The sequence below is a fragment of the Rhizobium sp. K102 genome, from assembly GCF_022385315.1.
Lineage (GTDB): Bacteria > Pseudomonadota > Alphaproteobacteria > Rhizobiales > Rhizobiaceae > Rhizobium > Rhizobium croatiense.
The window spans coordinates 440,023-456,271 of record NZ_CP092437.1 but is presented as its reverse complement, the minus strand read 5'-3'; the positions used below and the strand labels follow the sequence as shown (position 1 = coordinate 456,271).

Here is a 16,249-nt window from a genome sequence, read left to right as displayed (position 1 = left end):
GCTGCCGGCATGCCGTCCTTCTGACTCTGGATCAGACGCGGTAGTAGCGGTTCGCCCGGCGTTCGGCTTCCTTCATTGCGTCCTCGGGCGACCTCTGGCCGGTAACGGCGGCGGCATACATGTCGACCAGCACATAATCGGCCATGGTCGCCGCCGAGGCGTAGCCGAGCGGGCCGGCATAGCCGTTCGGGCGCAGCCTTTCCGAAGCGCGCGCATAGGGTGCGTGGACCGGATCGGCGGTCCAGACCGGGTTTTTGGCGAAGGCCTTGAGCGGCTGGCAGCAATAGGCGCTGGAGCCTTGGATCCAGGCGTTCATCTGGTCGGCTTCCATCATGAACTTGATGTAGGCCTTGGCCGCTTCCGGATATTTGGTGTGCTTGAAGAGCAGCAGCGAGCTCGTCTGGAAAAGCTCGACGCTCTTGCCGACCGGTCCGATCGGGAAGTTCGTCGTGCGCATGTCCTTGGCGATTTCGGCGAGCTTCGGATCGTTCTTGGCCGTGTAATAGACCGAGACGCCATTTGCGATCAGCGATACCTGACCCGCCAGGAATGCGCGGTTGTTGTTGACGTCCTGCCAGCTTTCCGTGCCCGGAATGAAGGTTGCGTAAAGCTCCTTGGCGTAGTTGATCGAGGCGAGCGTTTCCGGGCTGTTGATCGTCACCGTGCCGCTTTCATCGACCATCTTGCCGCCATGGCTCCAGAGCAGCCAATGGGCGTAGTTGTTGCCGTCGCCGACCGCCTTACCATGCGGGAAGCCGGCGGGCGTGCCCTTCGCCTTCATCGCCTTGCATAACTCAAGGAAGCCCGCGGTATCGTTCGGAAATTCGTTGAAGCCGGCCGCCTTGACGTGGCTGTCGCGATAGACGACCGCATTGCCGATCGCCGTCAGCGGCATGGCGATGAACTTGTCGTCGCGGGTGGCGTAACCCTTCACGCCGTCGTACCAGCCCTCATATTTGTTGCCGAGATAGTTGCCGAGTTCGGTGAGATCGACCAGCTTGTCCGGATATTGATGCGCGTCGTCGAACCAGCACATGATGAGGTCAGGACCGGAGCCGACATTGGCGGCAACGGCTGCCTTCGGACGGATGTCCTCCCAGCTTTCCTTGTCGATGCGCACTTCCACGCCTGTGGCTTCGGTGAATTTCTTGGTATTGGCGATCCAGGCATCCTCATCGCCCTTCACGAAAGGCGTCCAGCGCAGCAGCCTGAGGCTCGCGCCGCTTTCCGGCGTGTAGGTCGGTTCGGCCTGCGCCAGAGATGGCCTGATGCCGAGACCGGCAACGCCGGCAACGGCTGCCGATGCGGCAAGAAATTCACGTCTCTTGATCGTCATGAGATTCCTCCTCATTGAAACAGCGGGAGCAATTCTCCGGCATCCACCTCCCGCTTGGTGAACGGCGGCCTGGCATCTCCGGGGGAGCTTGCGCTCCCGGGATGCTTGCACTCCGGCGGCAGGGAGAACTCCTCTTCTCCCGTGCCGCCGCCGGATGGCATCAGTCGGTCAACCTCTTGCCGCCTTCGGCATCGAACAGGTGAACATGCGCGGCGTCGATCGCCACCCGGATGGCTTCACCCGGGCGGGCATCGACACGCTCGCGGAAGACGCAGCTGACCTCGCTGCCGCCGAGGCGGACGGTCAGATGTGTTTCATAACCGGTCGGCTCGATCACCACGATTTCGGCCGGCAGGCCGTTGGGATCGAGCGAGATATATTCGGGGCGCAGCCCGTAGACGAGGTCGCGGCCCACAGCACTTGCAGGCGGTTTGGCGACCGGCAGCCGCGTGCCGTTGGCGGCGACGAACTGGCTGGGGTTTTCCGGATCGAGCCTGCCGTGGATCATGTTCATCGCCGGCGAGCCGATGAAACCGCCGACGAAGAGATTGGCGGGACGGTCGTAAAGCTCGAGCGGTGAACCGATCTGCTCGACGATGCCGTCATGCATGACGACGATCTTGTCGGCCATGGTCATCGCCTCGATCTGGTCATGGGTGACGTAGACGGTCGTCGTCTTCAGGCGCTGGTGCAGTTCCTTGATCTCGGCGCGCATGGCGACGCGCAGCTTCGCATCGAGGTTGGAGAGCGGCTCGTCGAACAAGAAAACTTCAGGATCGCGCACGATGGCGCGGCCCATGGCGACGCGCTGGCGCTGACCGCCGGAAAGCTGGCGCGGATAGCGGTCGAGCAGTTTGTCGAGGCCGAGGATACCGGCGGCATATTTCACCCGTTTCTCGGCTTCCGCCTTCGGCGCCTTGTTGAGCATGAGCGAAAAGCCCATGTTCTGCTCCACCGTCATATGCGGATAGAGCGCATAATTCTGGAAGACCATGGCGATGTCGCGGTCCTTGGGCGGCAGCGTGTTGACGACGCGCCCGCCGATCTTAATTTCGCCGCCGGAAATGTTCTCGAGTCCGGCCAGCATCCTCAGAAGGGTCGACTTGCCGCAGCCCGAGGGGCCGACGAGGATGACGAATTCCCCATCGGCAATATCGATGTCCACCCCCTTGATAACGGGATGCGCGCCGAATGATTTCCGGACATCTTCGAATTGAACGTTTGCCATACTCCCTCCTCCCAGATCATGAGCATTACGCAAGCACTGTATCTATGTCGTTTTCGGCCGGCGACAGCCCGCCTTCTCACCCCCGCCCGACAAAGGGCATCTTCGTCGCCATCACTGTCATGGTCAGCACATTGGCGCTGAGCGGCAGGCCCGCCATGTAGACGACCGCATCGGCAATATGCGCCGGGTCGATCGTCGCTTCCGCCGCGATGCTGCCGTTTGCCTGCAACACGCCGGCCGCAATCCTCGTTGTCATGTCGCTTGCCGCATTGCCGATATCGATCTGGCCGCAGGCGATGTCGAATTCGCGCCCGTCGAGAGCAGTGGATTTGGTCAGCCCCGTTATGGCGTGCTTCGTCGCCGTGTAAGGCGCGGAATTCGGGCGCGGCGTCGTGGCGGAGACGGAGCCGTTGTTGATGATGCGCCCGCCGCGCGGATTCTGGCTCTTCATCAGCCGGAAGGCCTGCTGGGTGCAGAGGAAAGCGCCGGTGAGATTGGCGGCGACGATGGCGTTCCACTGCTCGAACGAGACCTCTTCCAGCGCCACACCAGGCACGGTGACGCCGGCATTGTTGACCAGGAGGTCGAGCCGTCCGTATTTTTCCGAGATGGCGTCGAAAAGAGCCCGCACCGAAGCGGGATCGCCGACATCGGCGGAAACCGCGAGGAACTCCGCGCCGGTTTCACCGCCAAGCTCGTTTGCCGCCTTTTCAAGCACGTCGGCCCGCCGTCCTGAAATGACGACCGTGTAGCCGGCAGCGCCGAGCCCCCGCGCTATGGCACGCCCGACGCCGGTGCCGCCGCCGGTGACAAGCGCGATCCTTGCCTCTCCGCTGGCCGATATGCTCATGCTATCCTCCCGCCCAGTTCATCCTCGATATGTACCTTCAGGATTTCGTCGAAGCTCGTCTCCGCCTTGAAGCCGAGCGAAGACGCTCTCTCGGCGTCGAACTGGGTCGGCCAGCCGGCGACGATGCGTTCGATCACCGGATCGGGCACGCGTTTGATGAGCGCGACCGCCTTGTCGCCGGCCACGCGGCGCAGCGCTTCGATCTCTTCGGAGACCAGCGCGGAAAGACCCGGCATGGTGAGGTTGCGCCGCGCGCCGATCCTTGCCGTATCGATCGTCGCCGCATGGACGAAGAAGCCGACGGCCGCGCGTGGACTTGCAAACCAGTGCCGCACGCTGTCGCTGACCGGCAGTATGGCTTCCTTGCCGACCAGCGGCTCGCGCAGGATGTTGGAGAAGAAACCCGAGGCCGCCTTATTCGGAGTGCCGGGCCGCACGCAGATGGTCGGCAGCCGGATGCCGATGCCGTCGAAAATGCCGCGGCGGGAATAATCTGCGAGCAGCAGTTCGGCGATCGCCTTCTGCGTGCCGTAGCTCGTCAGCGGCGTGGTGAAGAATTCGTCGGGAATGACCTCAGGAAACGGCGTGCCGAAGACGGCGATCGAGGACGCGAAGACGAGGCGCGGCACATAGGTGCTCGTCAGACCAGCCTGGCGGATCGCATCGAACAGCGCGCGCGTGCCGTCAAGATTGACGGCGTAACCCTTGTCGAAATCCGCTTCCGCCTCACCCGATACGATGGCGGCGAGATGGAAGATCAGCTCCGGCCGGCCTTCGATCAGCCTGTCGGCGGCGCCGGCGCCGGCGAGGTCGACCGTCAGCGCCGTAGAGACCGCCCGGAGCGGTTCCGGCACCGGCGGCGCAAAGGCGTCCACCAGGGTCAGCCGGGTGACGGGCCGGCCGAAAGCCAGCGGCTCGCGCGCGATCTTCTCGACCAGCTTGCGGCCGACCATACCGGCTGCGCCCAAAATCATCACATGCATTGCGGCTCTTCCTCCCGTTCGGCCGGTGTCGTCGGCAAGATCGCGCTGCTCGTCGCATTGTTCTGGCGGTCAGTGCCTGTCGCAGCTGGCAGCGCGATCGGAATCTGTCCGATCGAATTCAGATAGGTCTACAACCTGCAGGTCAAGCCGGCTTGGCTGATCCGCAGATCTTTGCGTTCAAACATTCGTACGATGCAGGACGTTCGAAGCCTTGTCCGTCCCGTCTTTGCTCCAGCATTTTGCCGTTGGTATCGATACCGGTATCGGTAACAACGCCTATTTTGGTCGCATATGTCAAGAGTACGTGTTTTCCTTTTTTGGAAAAGAGCCTATGAATCTGGTGTTGGCCGCTGGCGAGGCAATTCGACTAAGGAATCGGTGCGATGCGTAAATCCACACTGGAAGAGGTTGCTGCCGCGGCCGGCGTCAGCAAGATGACGGCATCACGGGCCCTTCGCGGCGCGGCCGACGTCTCCAAGGAGACCCGCGCAAAAGTGCTCCAGCAGGCCGAACGGCTGAGCTATGTCGGCAACCGGCTGGCGCTCTCGCTGTCCTCGCAGCGCACGAACCTCGTCGCTGTCGTCGTTCCCAGCATGTCCAACATCGTCTTTCCCGAGATGCTGGCGGGCATTTCGGCCGGACTGCGTGGATCCGGCATGCAGGCAGTGTTCGGCATCTCCGACTACGATATGGCGAAAGAGCGCGAGATCATCCGCGACATGCTCTCCTGGCGGCCTGTCGCCATCATCGTGACGGGTCTCGATCAGCCGGCAGAAACGGTTAGAATGCTGCAGAATGCGGAGATCCCGGTGATCCAGCTGATGGACCTCGACGGCACGCCCATCGATTTCAACGTCGGGCTTTCTCATGGCAAGGCGGGAGAGGAGATGGCAAGAGCGCTTTTGGCGGCAGGCCGGCGGCGATTCGGTTATATCGGCAGCGCGATCGACAGGGACTTGCGGGCGGGCAAGCGGAAGGCCGGGTTTGAGAAGGCCCTGCGCGAGAGCGGCCTTTCTTTCGTGGCGGAGCGGTTCAACGCCGCCTATTCCTCGGTGGCCCACGGCAAGCGGCTGACGATGTCGATGCTCGCGGCGACGCGCGATCTTGATTGCATTTATTATTCCAACGACGACATGGCGACCGGCGGCGCCTTCGCATGCCTGGAACTCGGCGTTTCCAGCCCCGCCGAAATTCTGATTGCCGGGTTCAACGGACTCGATGTCGCCCGCGCCCTGCCCTTCAGGATCGCGACCTCGATCTCGCCGCGGCGTCAGATGGGCGAAGCCGCCGCAGCACTTCTGCTGGCTGCGAGCCGCGGGGATGGAAATCCGCCTTCAGAAAAGATCATCGTGTTCGATCCCGAGATTACCGGCGTCGATTAGGCTCCAGCAACCGCTCGTCAACAAAGCGTATCCCCATCCGATCGCGGAATGGCTGATGGCGTCTGCGACGCAGATAGACGTCGTGCGGCCCAAACCCTATCCTATGGGCTGATCGCCGATACATTGCTCGAGGCCGCCGACCGCTCCTTCATTCTTGTCGGAACCGAGTGATTGCAATACCTCCTTTCATTGGTCTCGACCGAGCTGTTTTGCCAGATCTGCAAGCATTGCGACCTGCCCCTTGAGAATCTTGATCTCAGCCTCTGCGGTGGGAAACCACTCGGCGCGGTCGACTTCGGGAAAATTCTGCAAACGGCCCGATCGCGGCGGCCATTCGAGCTGAAACTCTGAACTGCGCACCTTCGCGACATCAAGCTCGGCCTCCACCGACCAGACGACGACGATTTTTCCGCCTGGTTGGCGATATTCGCCGAGCGGGGCAAAGGCTCCCTGGATTTCCACGCCGAGCTCCTCACGCGCCTCCCGGATTGCTGCCGACAGTTCGTCTTCACCGGCTTCGATCAATCCCTTCGGGATCGACCAGGCGCCCTCGTCCTTCTTTGCCCAGAACGGACCCCCGGGATGCACGAGCAGGACCTCGGGCCCCGTCTCGGAAAGGCGGTGGATGAGAAGTCCTGCGCTACGGACCGGCATCGGCAACTCCCGGCATGAGCGCAGCCTTTTCCTCGACGACAACTTTCCGCGTGGTGGCGCGTTAGGGGTGACAGCCACACAGATGCGCGGAGTATATCATGGCCAAAGGATTTCGTTTCGACCTGCTTGCCAAGAGCGGTTACGTGGCGCGCGGCGTCGTATTTCTGCTGGTGGCGGGGCTGGCCCTGTTCTCCGGCGTTGCCAGCGGACGGCCGGAAACGCAGTCGGCGCTTTCGACGCTGCTCGCACAGCCGTTCGGCCGCGTCTGGGTGGGGCTGATCGGCATCGGCCTTCTCGGTTTCGTGGCTTGGCGGCTGGCCCAGTCCTTGGCCGATTCCGACGGACATGGCACCGGCGCCAAGGCGGTCGCCATCCGCACGTTTCTCTTCGGCAGCGCCGTCGTCTACCTCGGGCTTGCCGGATATGCGCTGGCACACGCGCTTTTCAGCGGTGACGCAAGCCAAGGCTCGGGTGAGAAAGGATTGGCTCAGTGGATCATGTCGCAGCCGTTCGGCGCCTATCTGGCCGTTGCCGTCGGCCTCGGCTTCATCATCGGCGGGGTCGTGACGGCAGCCAAGGGCTTCACCAGGAAATTCGAGCGCTATCTCAGGCTCGCCGATGCCAGCGGCGTGGTCACCACGGTCTGTGTCTATGGCCTCGTCGCCCGCGGCGTCGTCTTCGTGATCACGGGAATCTTCTTCGCCTATGCGGGTTTCCGCGTCGACCCGCAACAGGCGGGCAGCATGGCGGACGCGCTTGAATGGGTGAGGCAGCTGCCTTTCGGCTCGATCCTTTATATCGCCGTCGCGGCCGGATTGGCGGCCTTCGGGGTCTATAACCTCGTCGAGGCGCGCTATCGCGTCGTGCGCAGCCCGTCCCTTGCCGATGTCAAACATTCGATCCCGACAGCCGGCCATTGAAAAAACGGCGACTTTCCAACCGAGCGAGCTGCGCCATCTCTGTCAGATGATTTACTTCACCGGCGATACCCATTTTGCAGATCCGCGCGTCCTTCGCATCGACCGACGCCCCTTCCCCGACATGGCCTCGCATGACGTGACGCTGATCCGGAACTGGAACGAAATCGTTGGTTCGCAGGACGACATCTGGCATCTCGGCGACGTCATGTCCTTCCGTGGCGGGGATTGTGACCAGCTCCTTTCGATGCTGAACGGGCGCAAGCACCTCATCATCGGGAATAATGATCCGCCGACGACGACGGAGGCGAGGGGATGGGCGAGCGTTCAGCACTACAAGGAGATGACGCTGGATGATCATCTGCTGATCCTGTGCCACTACCCGTTCCGCACCTGGAACAAGATGGGCAAGAAATCGATCAATCTGCACGGACATTCCCATGGCCGCCTGAAGCCCCTGCCCCGCCAGTACGATGTCGGCGTCGACGGGCACGGTCTCAGGCCGGTGTCGCTGGAAGCCCTGTTGTCAACGAAGCGAGCACTGTGATACCGCCGCATCGAGAACATTCGGCGTGCGGGGGATCCAAGCCCTGGCAGACGACGCTCTTCTTGCCGAGGCGCCGGAACCGGATAATCTGGCCGGCGGTGGCGCCATTTGCCTTGTCGCGGTTAGGTTCGATCGCGTGACTGAAAACGGATGGAAAGCATGGGCCGGCAGGACGAGATGAAGGCCTGGTTCTCTTCGCTGAAGCCTGTCCAGCCGGTCGAGATGATCGGCTTGTGGAGGGGGGCTGGTATTCCGTCGGATCACCCGCTCGATGGCGTTCTCGAGAACCTTGGCTGGTTCGGCAAGCGGTTTCACGCGGACATGCGCGCGGACGCCCTCCTCTTTCAGTGGCGAGCCGATCGGCTGGTCGCCATCGAACCCGGCATTTTTCCAATCGGGCTGGCCATCAAAGCCGCACCGTTCGGGCGCACAAGGGTCGCCCGGAGCTGGTTCTCCTATCTGCAGAAGGCATTGCGTGCGAGGGGCACGACCGCGTCCCTTGCGCTTCAGACCTCGGGGGATGGCGTCACCGCCGCAATGCGTTACGACAGGCAGCCGATCGTCGATTGCTTTCGCAGAATGAATGGGCAAGAGCTGGCTGGCATGATGTGCATTACGGGCGACGCCCGTCGTTATTTCTTCAAGCTGCGAAGAATCGATGCCACCGCAGCGACGGCGGGGTCGTCGGGAAGCGGCCGCCCTTCACGCGCGCGGGCGGCAAAAACAATCTGACGCCGGGAACAATCTGCCATGCCGACCTGTTGTCCGGAGACGCAAACCAGGGGGCTGCCATGCGTATGGTCCTGATCGCAACTTTTCTCTTGCTGCCTTGCCTGCCTGTCGGGGCAGTGGCGTCGGAGGTCGGTTTTTTGCAGTCTTTGGCCGGCGACTGGAGCGGGACTGGCAGGGTGCTGACGCGGATCGGCGGCACGAATCTGAAGGTCTCCTGCACCCTCCGATCTGATGCCAGCGCATCCACCGTTTCGATGAACGGGAAGTGTCGCGGCCTGGCGGTTTTCACCAGAAGCTTCTCGGCGACCGTCAAGGCCGCCGGAGAGCGTTATACCGGCAATTATGTCGGGCCGTCAGGACTGCCGTCGAAGCTTGCAGGCAGCAGGAAAGGTGCTGCCCTCAACCTGCGTGTGACCTGGGCGCGGCTGGTCAACGGCGATCGAGACGCAGTGTTGATGATCGAGAAAGTCGGGCAGAACCGGCTTCGACTGCAGACCGTCGACCAAGATCCTGCTTCCGGCCAGCCGGTCGTGACCAGTCGCATCGATTTGCAGCGGCCCTCGACGGCAGAAAGATAGCATGCCGCCCGCTGCTCTCGGCGGCGCGACATCCGGATCGCTGTCGTCGGCTCACGTATCAGGCAGCCATTCTGACGAGCGCGTCGCAGAGCTGTCGGGTGTCGTAAGGCTTGGGGAAGAAGACGCCGCGCTCGGGCAATTCATCTTTGTCCGGCTGCTTCATGCCGGAGACGATGATGATTTCGACGGGCGGCCAGCGATTGCGGACGGCCTTTGCGAGTTTCAAACCGTCCATCTTTCCCGGCATGTCGATGTCTGTGAACAGGATCCGAATGCCGGGCACGCTTTCGAAAAGCATCAGAGCCTCATCGGCATTGCGTGCTTCGAGCGCCTCCAAGCCTGCTTCCTCGACGATGCCGACCGCCATCATCAGCAGTAGAGCTTCGTCCTCAACCACGACTACCTTGGTTTTCATGTTTCGCTCGCATGCATGTCATCCTTACCCAGAGGGTCAACTTCGCCTCTCGCAACCGGTTCCGCGATCAAAAATATAACTTCGAAAACGAGGCCCCCGGGCCTGTAGTCCGACCTGGATCGCGCCTGCGCCTTCGCCGGGAAGGCCCGTTCTATCAGTATCGAGCCGAAGCCCTTTTTCGTCGGTGTCGAAACCGGCGGCCCACCCGCTTCCGTCCAGACGAGAAGGACGCGTCCGTCATCGTGCTTCCACTCGATGGTGACTGTTCCATCTTCGCTTCCGAGACTTCCATACTTGGTAGCGTTGGTCGCCAGTTCGTGCACCACGAGCGAAAGCGGCAGGGCGATGTCTGCGGGAAGAACCACTTCCGGGCCATCCAGGCGAATGCGCTCGGCCTGCGAGGCGACGTGGGCACGCAAGGCCGCGAAGACGATCTCCCTGACAGACGAGGCCGATCCCTCGCGCGACAGGATGAGATCATAAGTGCCGGCGAGCGCTGCGAGCCTCTCGGCGAAGGAATTGTATTTTTCCGGATCGGAGCGTGAGAAGGTTTGCCGGGCGATCGCCTGAACGAGGGTGAAGCCATTCTTGACCCTATGCGCCAGTTCGCGGACAAGGAGGCTGCGCTCCTCCTCCGCCTCCTGGCTCTGGCGTCTTCGTTCATCGAGTTCGTCAAGCAGCCGGTCGAAGGTCGCACCGACGACACCGAGCTCGTCCGGTCCTTTCATGCCGGTGCGCGCCGTCGTTTGACCGCTGCGCCACTTTTCCATCACATCCGCGATCCTGGAGATCGGCACGAGGATGAAGCGGTTGCCGATGAAAATCGCGGCGAGGAAGGCAAAAAGCGCACCGCCGACAATGGCAAGCGTATTCATCGTCGTCGCCCGGTTGATCGGCGCGAAAGCTTCCTCCTTGGAGAAGCCGGCGCTGACATAGAGAGGGCTGGAGGGCAGCGCGATCGGGCGATACCCGAGGATGCGTTCGGTTCCGTCCTGGCTCACCACATCGATCACGTCGGGCTGGTCGGCATGGATCAGGCGCTCAAGCGCATCGGGTATGACGGTGCCGACGAAGCGCTCGGGCGAGGGGACGTGCGCAACGATCGTTCCGTTGCCGTCGGCTATCGTCACCGCGTTGCCGGGAGCAACGCCGCGCTCGGTGATGCGGTTCTGCAGCCAGTCCAACCGGATTCCGCTGACGATGACGGCCTTCATGGCGTCGGCGTCCATCAGGGGCATGGCGAGCGGCAGGACGGGTCTGTCGACAAGGCGGCTCTGCGTATAGGTGCCGACGACGAAAGCCTTGGTCGTGAGCATCTGCTGGAAATAGTCTCGATCGGAGAAGATCACGCCCTCGGGAAAAGCCATGCTGCCGCAGATCGGCTGTCCGTCGAGCCCGACGACGAAGATGGTGCGGATGTTCGGAATGCTTTCGACAACCGCCTTGAGCGCCGTATTGCAAGCCGGGACGTCGAGCTGCCGGACGGAAGGCATGGCAGCGACGGAGACGAGAAGGGCGTGCAGGCCTTCTATGATCCGTTCGACTTCCGACGATGCTTGTCTGGCCGCTTGTGCCGCGGATGCGCGCACTTCTTCATTGCGCTGATGGCGCAGCGCGACTTCGTTGTAAACGAGCATCGCCACCACCGGCGCCAGCGCCGCGACCGCAACTGCGACCAGCTTAAGTCTCATCCTGTTTCCTCTCGGAATAAGGTAGGTAGCATGTCCGAGAGGGTCTGGCCCAGATCAACTTGTTTACAAAATATCAACGCAGGAATCCGGACGTCCGCGCGGCAACCTTGCCGAGTTTACGATTGCGGCTAGATAGTGCAAAGATGAATGATGCCAAAAGCACGTCCTTCGAAGGTTCTGCAGCCGGGTCCTTTTCGCCGCGGCCGCTGACCGGCGCGATGGCGGATGAGGTGGAACGCCTTTTATCGGGGCGAACCCGCGATATTCGCCTGACGGGCGACCTGCGGCGCCGGTTCGACGAAAGGCTATGGCGCCAGAGGGCGAAAGTCATCCGTTCCTGGATGACTTGGGTCGCCTTCGTCGATGTTCTGACGCTGGCGCTGAATGCCATGCTGCTTCCGCGTGAGGTTGCCCTGTTGATGGTCGCCCCGGCCTGCCTGCTGCCGCCGGCGGCGATCCTGACGGCGCTCGTCTGGACCAAGCCGCGCCCGGCGGCGGTTCAACGCGCATCGCTCCTCGGCGGAATGTGCGTCATCCTGCTGTCGGTCGCACTCGTCGGCGTCTTTGCGGGGGGCGAATTCTACGAGCGCCATTTGACCATCATGCTGTTCGTTGCCACGAGCGCAATCACCATCTTCAGCGTGCCGCTCGCCTGGACGATCGCAATCGCCTGTTATGCCCTCTGCCTCTATTTCACCTTTCAATGGTACAACCCGCTCGTGGACGCGGGCAGCGTCATAGCCGGGACCCTGTTCTTTTCCTGCGGGATCATCGCGACCGTGGTCGCCAGGCGAACGATGAACATCCTGGCGCAGAAGACATTTCTCCTCGACTGCAGGGATCAGCGCCGCGTCGCGGAATTGGCCGATGCGAATGCCCGATTGGAACGGCTGGCCAGAACCGATCCGCTGACGGGGATCGCCAACCGCCGTTGGATGATGGAAACGCTCGAGAGCCTCTGGCGCCACGGCCGTGAAACCGGCATCGTCGCCATGCTCATGTGCGACATCGACCACTTCAAGGCGCTGAACGATAAGCTCGGGCATGGCGAAGGCGACCGCTGCCTTGTCAAGGTCGCCGGCATCATCCAGAGCTGCGTGCGCGCCGATCGCGACCTCGTCTCGCGACACGGCGGCGAGGAATTTCTCATCGTCCTTCCGGATGTGGAAGAAGAAGAGGCTGTCGCGGTGGCGAAGCGAATACGTGAAAGCGTGGAGGCGGCCGCCCTACCGAACCCGTCTTCCGGCGTCGGCCCGTCGGTGACGCTGAGCGTCGGGGTGGCCTTCAAATCGGCGACCGACACCGGCGTTTCCCTGGCAAATCTCCAGCACGAAGCCGACGTGGCACTCTATCGCGCCAAGGAAGCAGGCCGCAACCAGGTCTGCGTCTTCCACCGTCCGCCACCTGCTGCCGAGCAGATCGCCGCCCGCCGCTGAAGGCGCAGCTGGCGGGAGGTTTCGATCGGCTCATCGGCGCAATCCGCGTCAGCGGATCACCAAAACCGCCGCCATGGCGACTGCCCAGATGAAGCCGGCGGCGCTGAGCCCGAACGTCAGATATTCTGTCGCTCTTTGTCGGTGGCCGAGCTCGACACTTCCAAGGACGGCCGCAATGCCTCCCGCTATCCAGCTCGCCAACGTCAGTGCGCCGAAGAAAAGCGCCCACTGCGTTGCTGTCTCCATGATTCTGCTCCCGTTTCGGCCGCCGCCCGGCAGGAACACCCTGCGCGCGTCTAACAGTAACAAACCAGGCCCGCTTTGTTTCCACATGGCGTTGCACTTTTTCCGACCACTCGGCAGGCCGCTGCGCACCATACCGCAGTTTGTCAGGCTGCTCGGCGCTGCGAAACAGCGGTTTGCGGCTTGACGCTCTAATATTGTCTACTTAATGTCTTCTAAAAGAATTATGAGGAGCTGCGACGAGATGAATAGCGAGACTGCCAGTCCTGATCGCAAAGCCAGCCTCGAACTTGCGCTGCGCAGGCGCATCCTGACGATGGAGCTGCCGCCGGGTTCGGTGCTGGATGAAGTGTCGTTAAGCGAAGAGTTCGGGCTCTCCCGTCCACCGGTGCGCGAACTGATGCGGCAGATGGCCGGCGAGGGCTATATCGAACTCGAAACCAACCGCGCCGCCCGCGTCAGCTCGATGAGTTATCAGGCGTTGCGCGACTTCTTCCTGCTCGCGCCGATGATCTATATTACCGCCAACAAGCTCGCGGCTGAGAACCGGACGAAAGGCGAACTCGAGGTCCTCAGAACGATCCAGCGTTCCTTCCGCAAGGCGGTCGAGGACTGCGATGTCGAAAGCCGGGTCTTCTACAACGACCAGTTCCACCGCCAGATCGGCGAAATGGCCCACAATGTCTACGTCGTCCCGAGCCTGCGCCGCCTGCAGATCGACCACGCCCGCATCGGCAAAATCTTCTACCAGCATCCGAATACGCCGCGCATGCAGGAAGAGCTCGAGCTGGCGTCGGATCAGCACGAGGAGATGATCGAGGCGATCGAGCGGCGTGACGCAGAAGCCTCCGGTGAGCTGGCGCGTCTCCATATCGAACTCTCCCGGCGCAATATGGCCATGTACGCGGCCCCCGAAGGGTTGGAGACGCCGACCCTTTAAGCCGCCGAGATCAATCACCCAGCTCAAGACAATCCGGCTCGACAGTTCGGCCAAACGCAACGGGATTTTATCGATGACCACCTTTCCCTTTCCAGGACTCAATCTCGCCATCACCACCCCGTTCGACGCTGCCGGCCGCATCGACTACGGACGGCTCGAAGCCAATGTCGAACGCTATCTTGCCGCAGGCGTGCGCAGCTTGCTGTTCAGCTCCGGCACCGGCATGCACGTCTATCTCTCCAAACAGGAATCCGAGGAGTTGGTCCGCCGTGGCGTCAAGATCGTCAACGGCCGCGCCAAGGTGATCGCCCAGACTTCGGCCTTGCTGGTGGAAGAGGTGGTGGAGCGGACGGCCCGCGCCCGCGACGCCGGCGCCGAGGGCGTCATGGTGCTGCCGCCCTTCTTCGAGGGCCCGACCGACGACCAGGGCATTCTCGATTTCTACGCTGAGGTCGCCAAATCAGGCCTTCCGGTCATCGGCTATAACGTGCCCCAGGCGGTCGGCGTCGCCATCACGCCTGAGCTTCTCGACAAGCTCAATGAAATTCCGGGCTTTTCCGCCGTCAAGGACAGCAGCGGGGACCTCACAAAACAGGCAGGCCTCATCCGCACCGGCCGCTTCGTCATGAACGGCGCCGATCCTCTTGTGCCCTACGCCCTCTATGCCGGATGCGACGGTCTGATCTGGGGTGGCGCGAATTTCGCGCCGAAGACCTCAGTCGCTCTCGTCGAGGCGGCGTCCCAGCGCAAATGGGACGAGGTGCGCGAACTCTGGAATATTTTGGAGCCGGCGATGGGTCTGATCTGGGAAGGCGATTACGTGCAGTCGGTCTATGCCGCCGCCGATATGGTCGGCTATGGCGCCGGTGTGCCGCGAAAGCCGCTGCGCGCCCTTGCGTCCGAAAAGCTCCCGGCGCTGCGGCGCTCGCTCGCGCCGCTCATGGAGCGGGAGGCGATTTGACAGTGAGCCGGGCCGCAAAGAACGTCTTCGTCGCATCGAAGCTTCCCAAACGCGCCGGCGTTTCAGGTTGGGTAGCGACACTTCCGCCGCGGAAACCCCGGCCGGCGCTGAGCGAAGCGATCTTAGCCGATGTGGCGATCATCGGCGGCGGTTTTGCCGGCCTGTCGGCGGCGCACCGGCTCTCGCGGCTCGATCCGACGCTGCGGGTCGCCGTTCTCGAAGCGGGCATCGTCGGCGAGGGTCCGGCCGGCGCCAATTCCGGCTTCATCATCGACCTGCCTCACGAAGTTTCCTCGGATGATTTCAGCGGCGAGTCGGAAGTCAAGTTCCGCGAACTCCGTGCTGCTGCAGCGTTCGGCAATCGCGCTCGCGAGCGAGCTCGCGGCAGAGAACGGCTGGGGGAAGGAACTGTTCGATCCCTGCGGCCGCTACAGCATCGCGATGAGCGCGGAAGGCGACAAGCATCTCGAAGCCTATTCGCAGCAGCTTGCGAAGATGGGTGAAGCGCATCGTCTGCTCAAAGGGCAAGAAATCGAGGCCGTGACCGGATCGAAGGCCTTCACCTCGGGCCTGTTCTCGCCCGGCACGGTCATCATCCAGCCGGCCGCCTATGTAAGAGGCGTGGCCGACTGCCTGAAGGCGCCGGTGCGGCTTTGCGAGCAGACGCCTGTTCTCTCCTTCGAGCGCTTCGCCGGCAGCTGGCTGCTGAAGACGCCGCATGGATCGGTGCAGGCGGCAAAGATCATCCTCGCCAATAACGGCCATGCGGAAAGTTTCGGCTTCTTCCGCGGCCGCCTCCTCCATGTCTTCACTTACGCATCCCTGACGGAAGAGTTCGATCCGGCACGGCTCGGCGGCGAAAGACAATGGGCGGCGACACCTGCGCTGCCGATGGGAACGACAGTGCGGCGGATCAACGCCGGCGGCGGAGACCGGATCCTGGTGCGCTCGCGATACAGTTATAATCCAGGCATCGAAACGAGCGATGCCGCCATCCGCAGCGCCGGCCGACTGCATGACGGCAAATTCGCCCATCGCTTCCCCACGCTTGCCGGTGTCGGCATGCAGTACCGCTGGGGCGGTGCGATGGCGCTGACGCACAACCATGTGCCGGCCTTCGGAGAGATCGAACGCGGTGTTTTCGCCGCTTGCGGCTGCAACGGCCTCGGCGCATCGAACTCGACCGCCGCCGGCATTGCCGCGGCCGAACGTTTGCTGGGACACGAATCCGACCTCGGCCGCGTCTATGACAGGATGGCCAAGCCGGTTTCTTTGCCGCCGCAGCCGCTGACGACGATCGGCGCGAAGCTCCATCTCGCCTGGCGCGAATGGCGCGCCGGCACGGAGTGACACAGG

Annotated in this window: 16 protein-coding genes and 1 pseudogene; 9 read left to right on the top strand and 8 right to left on the bottom strand. The window is 62.6% G+C overall.

Annotated features, from left to right (window positions below; genetic code table 11):
- Positions 1-31 precede the first annotated feature (31 nt).
- The 4 genes from MHI61_RS29655 to denD form a co-directional block, all read right to left on the bottom strand.
- Entirely contained in the window at positions 32-1,336 is a 1,305-nt protein-coding gene (locus MHI61_RS29655) for an ABC transporter substrate-binding protein (protein ID WP_239793027.1), read from the bottom strand.
- Positions 1,337-1,496: 160 nt separating this feature from the next.
- On the bottom strand, positions 1,497-2,564 hold the full coding sequence (gene ugpC, locus MHI61_RS29650; RefSeq protein WP_239793026.1) for a sn-glycerol-3-phosphate ABC transporter ATP-binding protein UgpC: 1,068 nt from the start codon (positions 2,562-2,564) through the stop codon (positions 1,497-1,499).
- Positions 2,565-2,640: 76 nt separating this feature from the next.
- The gene (locus MHI61_RS29645) at positions 2,641-3,414 is read right to left on the bottom strand and encodes an SDR family oxidoreductase (protein WP_239793025.1); all 774 of its coding nucleotides are present in this window, start codon (positions 3,412-3,414) and stop codon (positions 2,641-2,643) included.
- The gene (denD, locus tag MHI61_RS29640; protein WP_239793024.1) at positions 3,411-4,397 is read right to left on the bottom strand and encodes a D-erythronate dehydrogenase; all 987 of its coding nucleotides are present in this window, start codon (positions 4,395-4,397) and stop codon (positions 3,411-3,413) included. The genes MHI61_RS29645 and denD overlap by 4 nt, the downstream gene beginning before the upstream one ends.
- Positions 4,398-4,780: 383 nt before the next feature.
- Between denD and MHI61_RS29635 the strand changes: the two genes are divergently transcribed.
- On the top strand, positions 4,781-5,779 hold the full coding sequence (locus MHI61_RS29635) for a LacI family DNA-binding transcriptional regulator (RefSeq protein WP_239793023.1): 999 nt from the start codon (positions 4,781-4,783) through the stop codon (positions 5,777-5,779).
- Positions 5,780-5,965: 186 nt separating this feature from the next.
- Here MHI61_RS29635 and MHI61_RS29630 read toward each other — a convergent pair whose 3' ends face one another.
- Complete coding sequence (locus MHI61_RS29630) at positions 5,966-6,433, bottom strand: NUDIX domain-containing protein (RefSeq protein ID WP_239793022.1); 468 nt, start codon at positions 6,431-6,433, stop codon at positions 5,966-5,968.
- A 98-nt stretch (positions 6,434-6,531) separates the two neighbouring features.
- On the opposite strand from MHI61_RS29630, the gene MHI61_RS29625 reads away from it, so the two are divergent.
- The 4 genes from MHI61_RS29625 to MHI61_RS29610 all read left to right on the top strand — a co-directional run bounded on the left by MHI61_RS29625 (position 6,532) and on the right by MHI61_RS29610 (position 9,207).
- Positions 6,532-7,353 (top strand): DUF1206 domain-containing protein, encoded by an 822-nt coding sequence (locus MHI61_RS29625; RefSeq protein WP_239793021.1) that lies wholly within the window; start codon positions 6,532-6,534, stop codon positions 7,351-7,353.
- Positions 7,354-7,399: 46 nt separating this feature from the next.
- Positions 7,400-7,897, top strand: coding sequence for a hydrolase (locus tag MHI61_RS29620; protein WP_239793020.1), 498 nt, complete (start codon positions 7,400-7,402; stop codon positions 7,895-7,897).
- Positions 7,898-8,047: 150 nt separating this feature from the next.
- On the top strand, positions 8,048-8,629 hold the full coding sequence (locus MHI61_RS29615; RefSeq protein WP_239793019.1) for a GXWXG domain-containing protein: 582 nt from the start codon (positions 8,048-8,050) through the stop codon (positions 8,627-8,629).
- Between the two features lie 59 nt (positions 8,630-8,688).
- The gene (locus tag MHI61_RS29610; protein ID WP_239793018.1) at positions 8,689-9,207 is read left to right on the top strand and encodes a hypothetical protein; all 519 of its coding nucleotides are present in this window, start codon (positions 8,689-8,691) and stop codon (positions 9,205-9,207) included.
- 58 nt (positions 9,208-9,265) lie between these two features.
- Here the strand turns inward: MHI61_RS29610 and MHI61_RS29605 are convergent, their stop codons facing one another.
- The gene (locus MHI61_RS29605; protein ID WP_097581452.1) at positions 9,266-9,622 is read right to left on the bottom strand and encodes a response regulator; all 357 of its coding nucleotides are present in this window, start codon (positions 9,620-9,622) and stop codon (positions 9,266-9,268) included.
- Positions 9,619-11,313, bottom strand: coding sequence for an HWE histidine kinase domain-containing protein (locus tag MHI61_RS29600; protein ID WP_239793017.1), 1,695 nt, complete (start codon positions 11,311-11,313; stop codon positions 9,619-9,621). The genes MHI61_RS29605 and MHI61_RS29600 overlap by 4 nt, the downstream gene beginning before the upstream one ends.
- Before the next feature lie 143 nt (positions 11,314-11,456).
- Between MHI61_RS29600 and MHI61_RS29595 the strand changes: the two genes are divergently transcribed.
- Positions 11,457-12,749, top strand: coding sequence for a diguanylate cyclase (locus tag MHI61_RS29595; protein WP_239793016.1), 1,293 nt, complete (start codon positions 11,457-11,459; stop codon positions 12,747-12,749).
- 48 nt (positions 12,750-12,797) lie between these two features.
- Here MHI61_RS29595 and MHI61_RS29590 read toward each other — a convergent pair whose 3' ends face one another.
- Complete coding sequence (locus MHI61_RS29590) at positions 12,798-12,995, bottom strand: hypothetical protein (protein ID WP_239793015.1); 198 nt, start codon at positions 12,993-12,995, stop codon at positions 12,798-12,800.
- Between the two features lie 241 nt (positions 12,996-13,236).
- Here MHI61_RS29590 and MHI61_RS29585 point away from each other — a divergent pair, with 241 nt between their 5' ends.
- The 3 genes and pseudogenes from MHI61_RS29585 (at position 13,237) to MHI61_RS29575 (ending at position 16,243) form a co-directional block, all read left to right on the top strand.
- Positions 13,237-13,932: a GntR family transcriptional regulator gene (locus tag MHI61_RS29585; RefSeq protein ID WP_239793014.1), complete on the top strand. Its 696-nt coding sequence runs from the start codon at positions 13,237-13,239 to the stop codon at positions 13,930-13,932.
- A gap of 73 nt (positions 13,933-14,005) precedes the next feature.
- The gene (locus tag MHI61_RS29580; RefSeq protein WP_239793013.1) at positions 14,006-14,893 is read left to right on the top strand and encodes a dihydrodipicolinate synthase family protein; all 888 of its coding nucleotides are present in this window, start codon (positions 14,006-14,008) and stop codon (positions 14,891-14,893) included.
- Positions 14,894-14,895: 2 nt separating this feature from the next.
- Positions 14,896-16,243, top strand: a pseudogene (locus tag MHI61_RS29575) (FAD-binding oxidoreductase).
- Positions 16,244-16,249 lie beyond the last annotated feature (6 nt).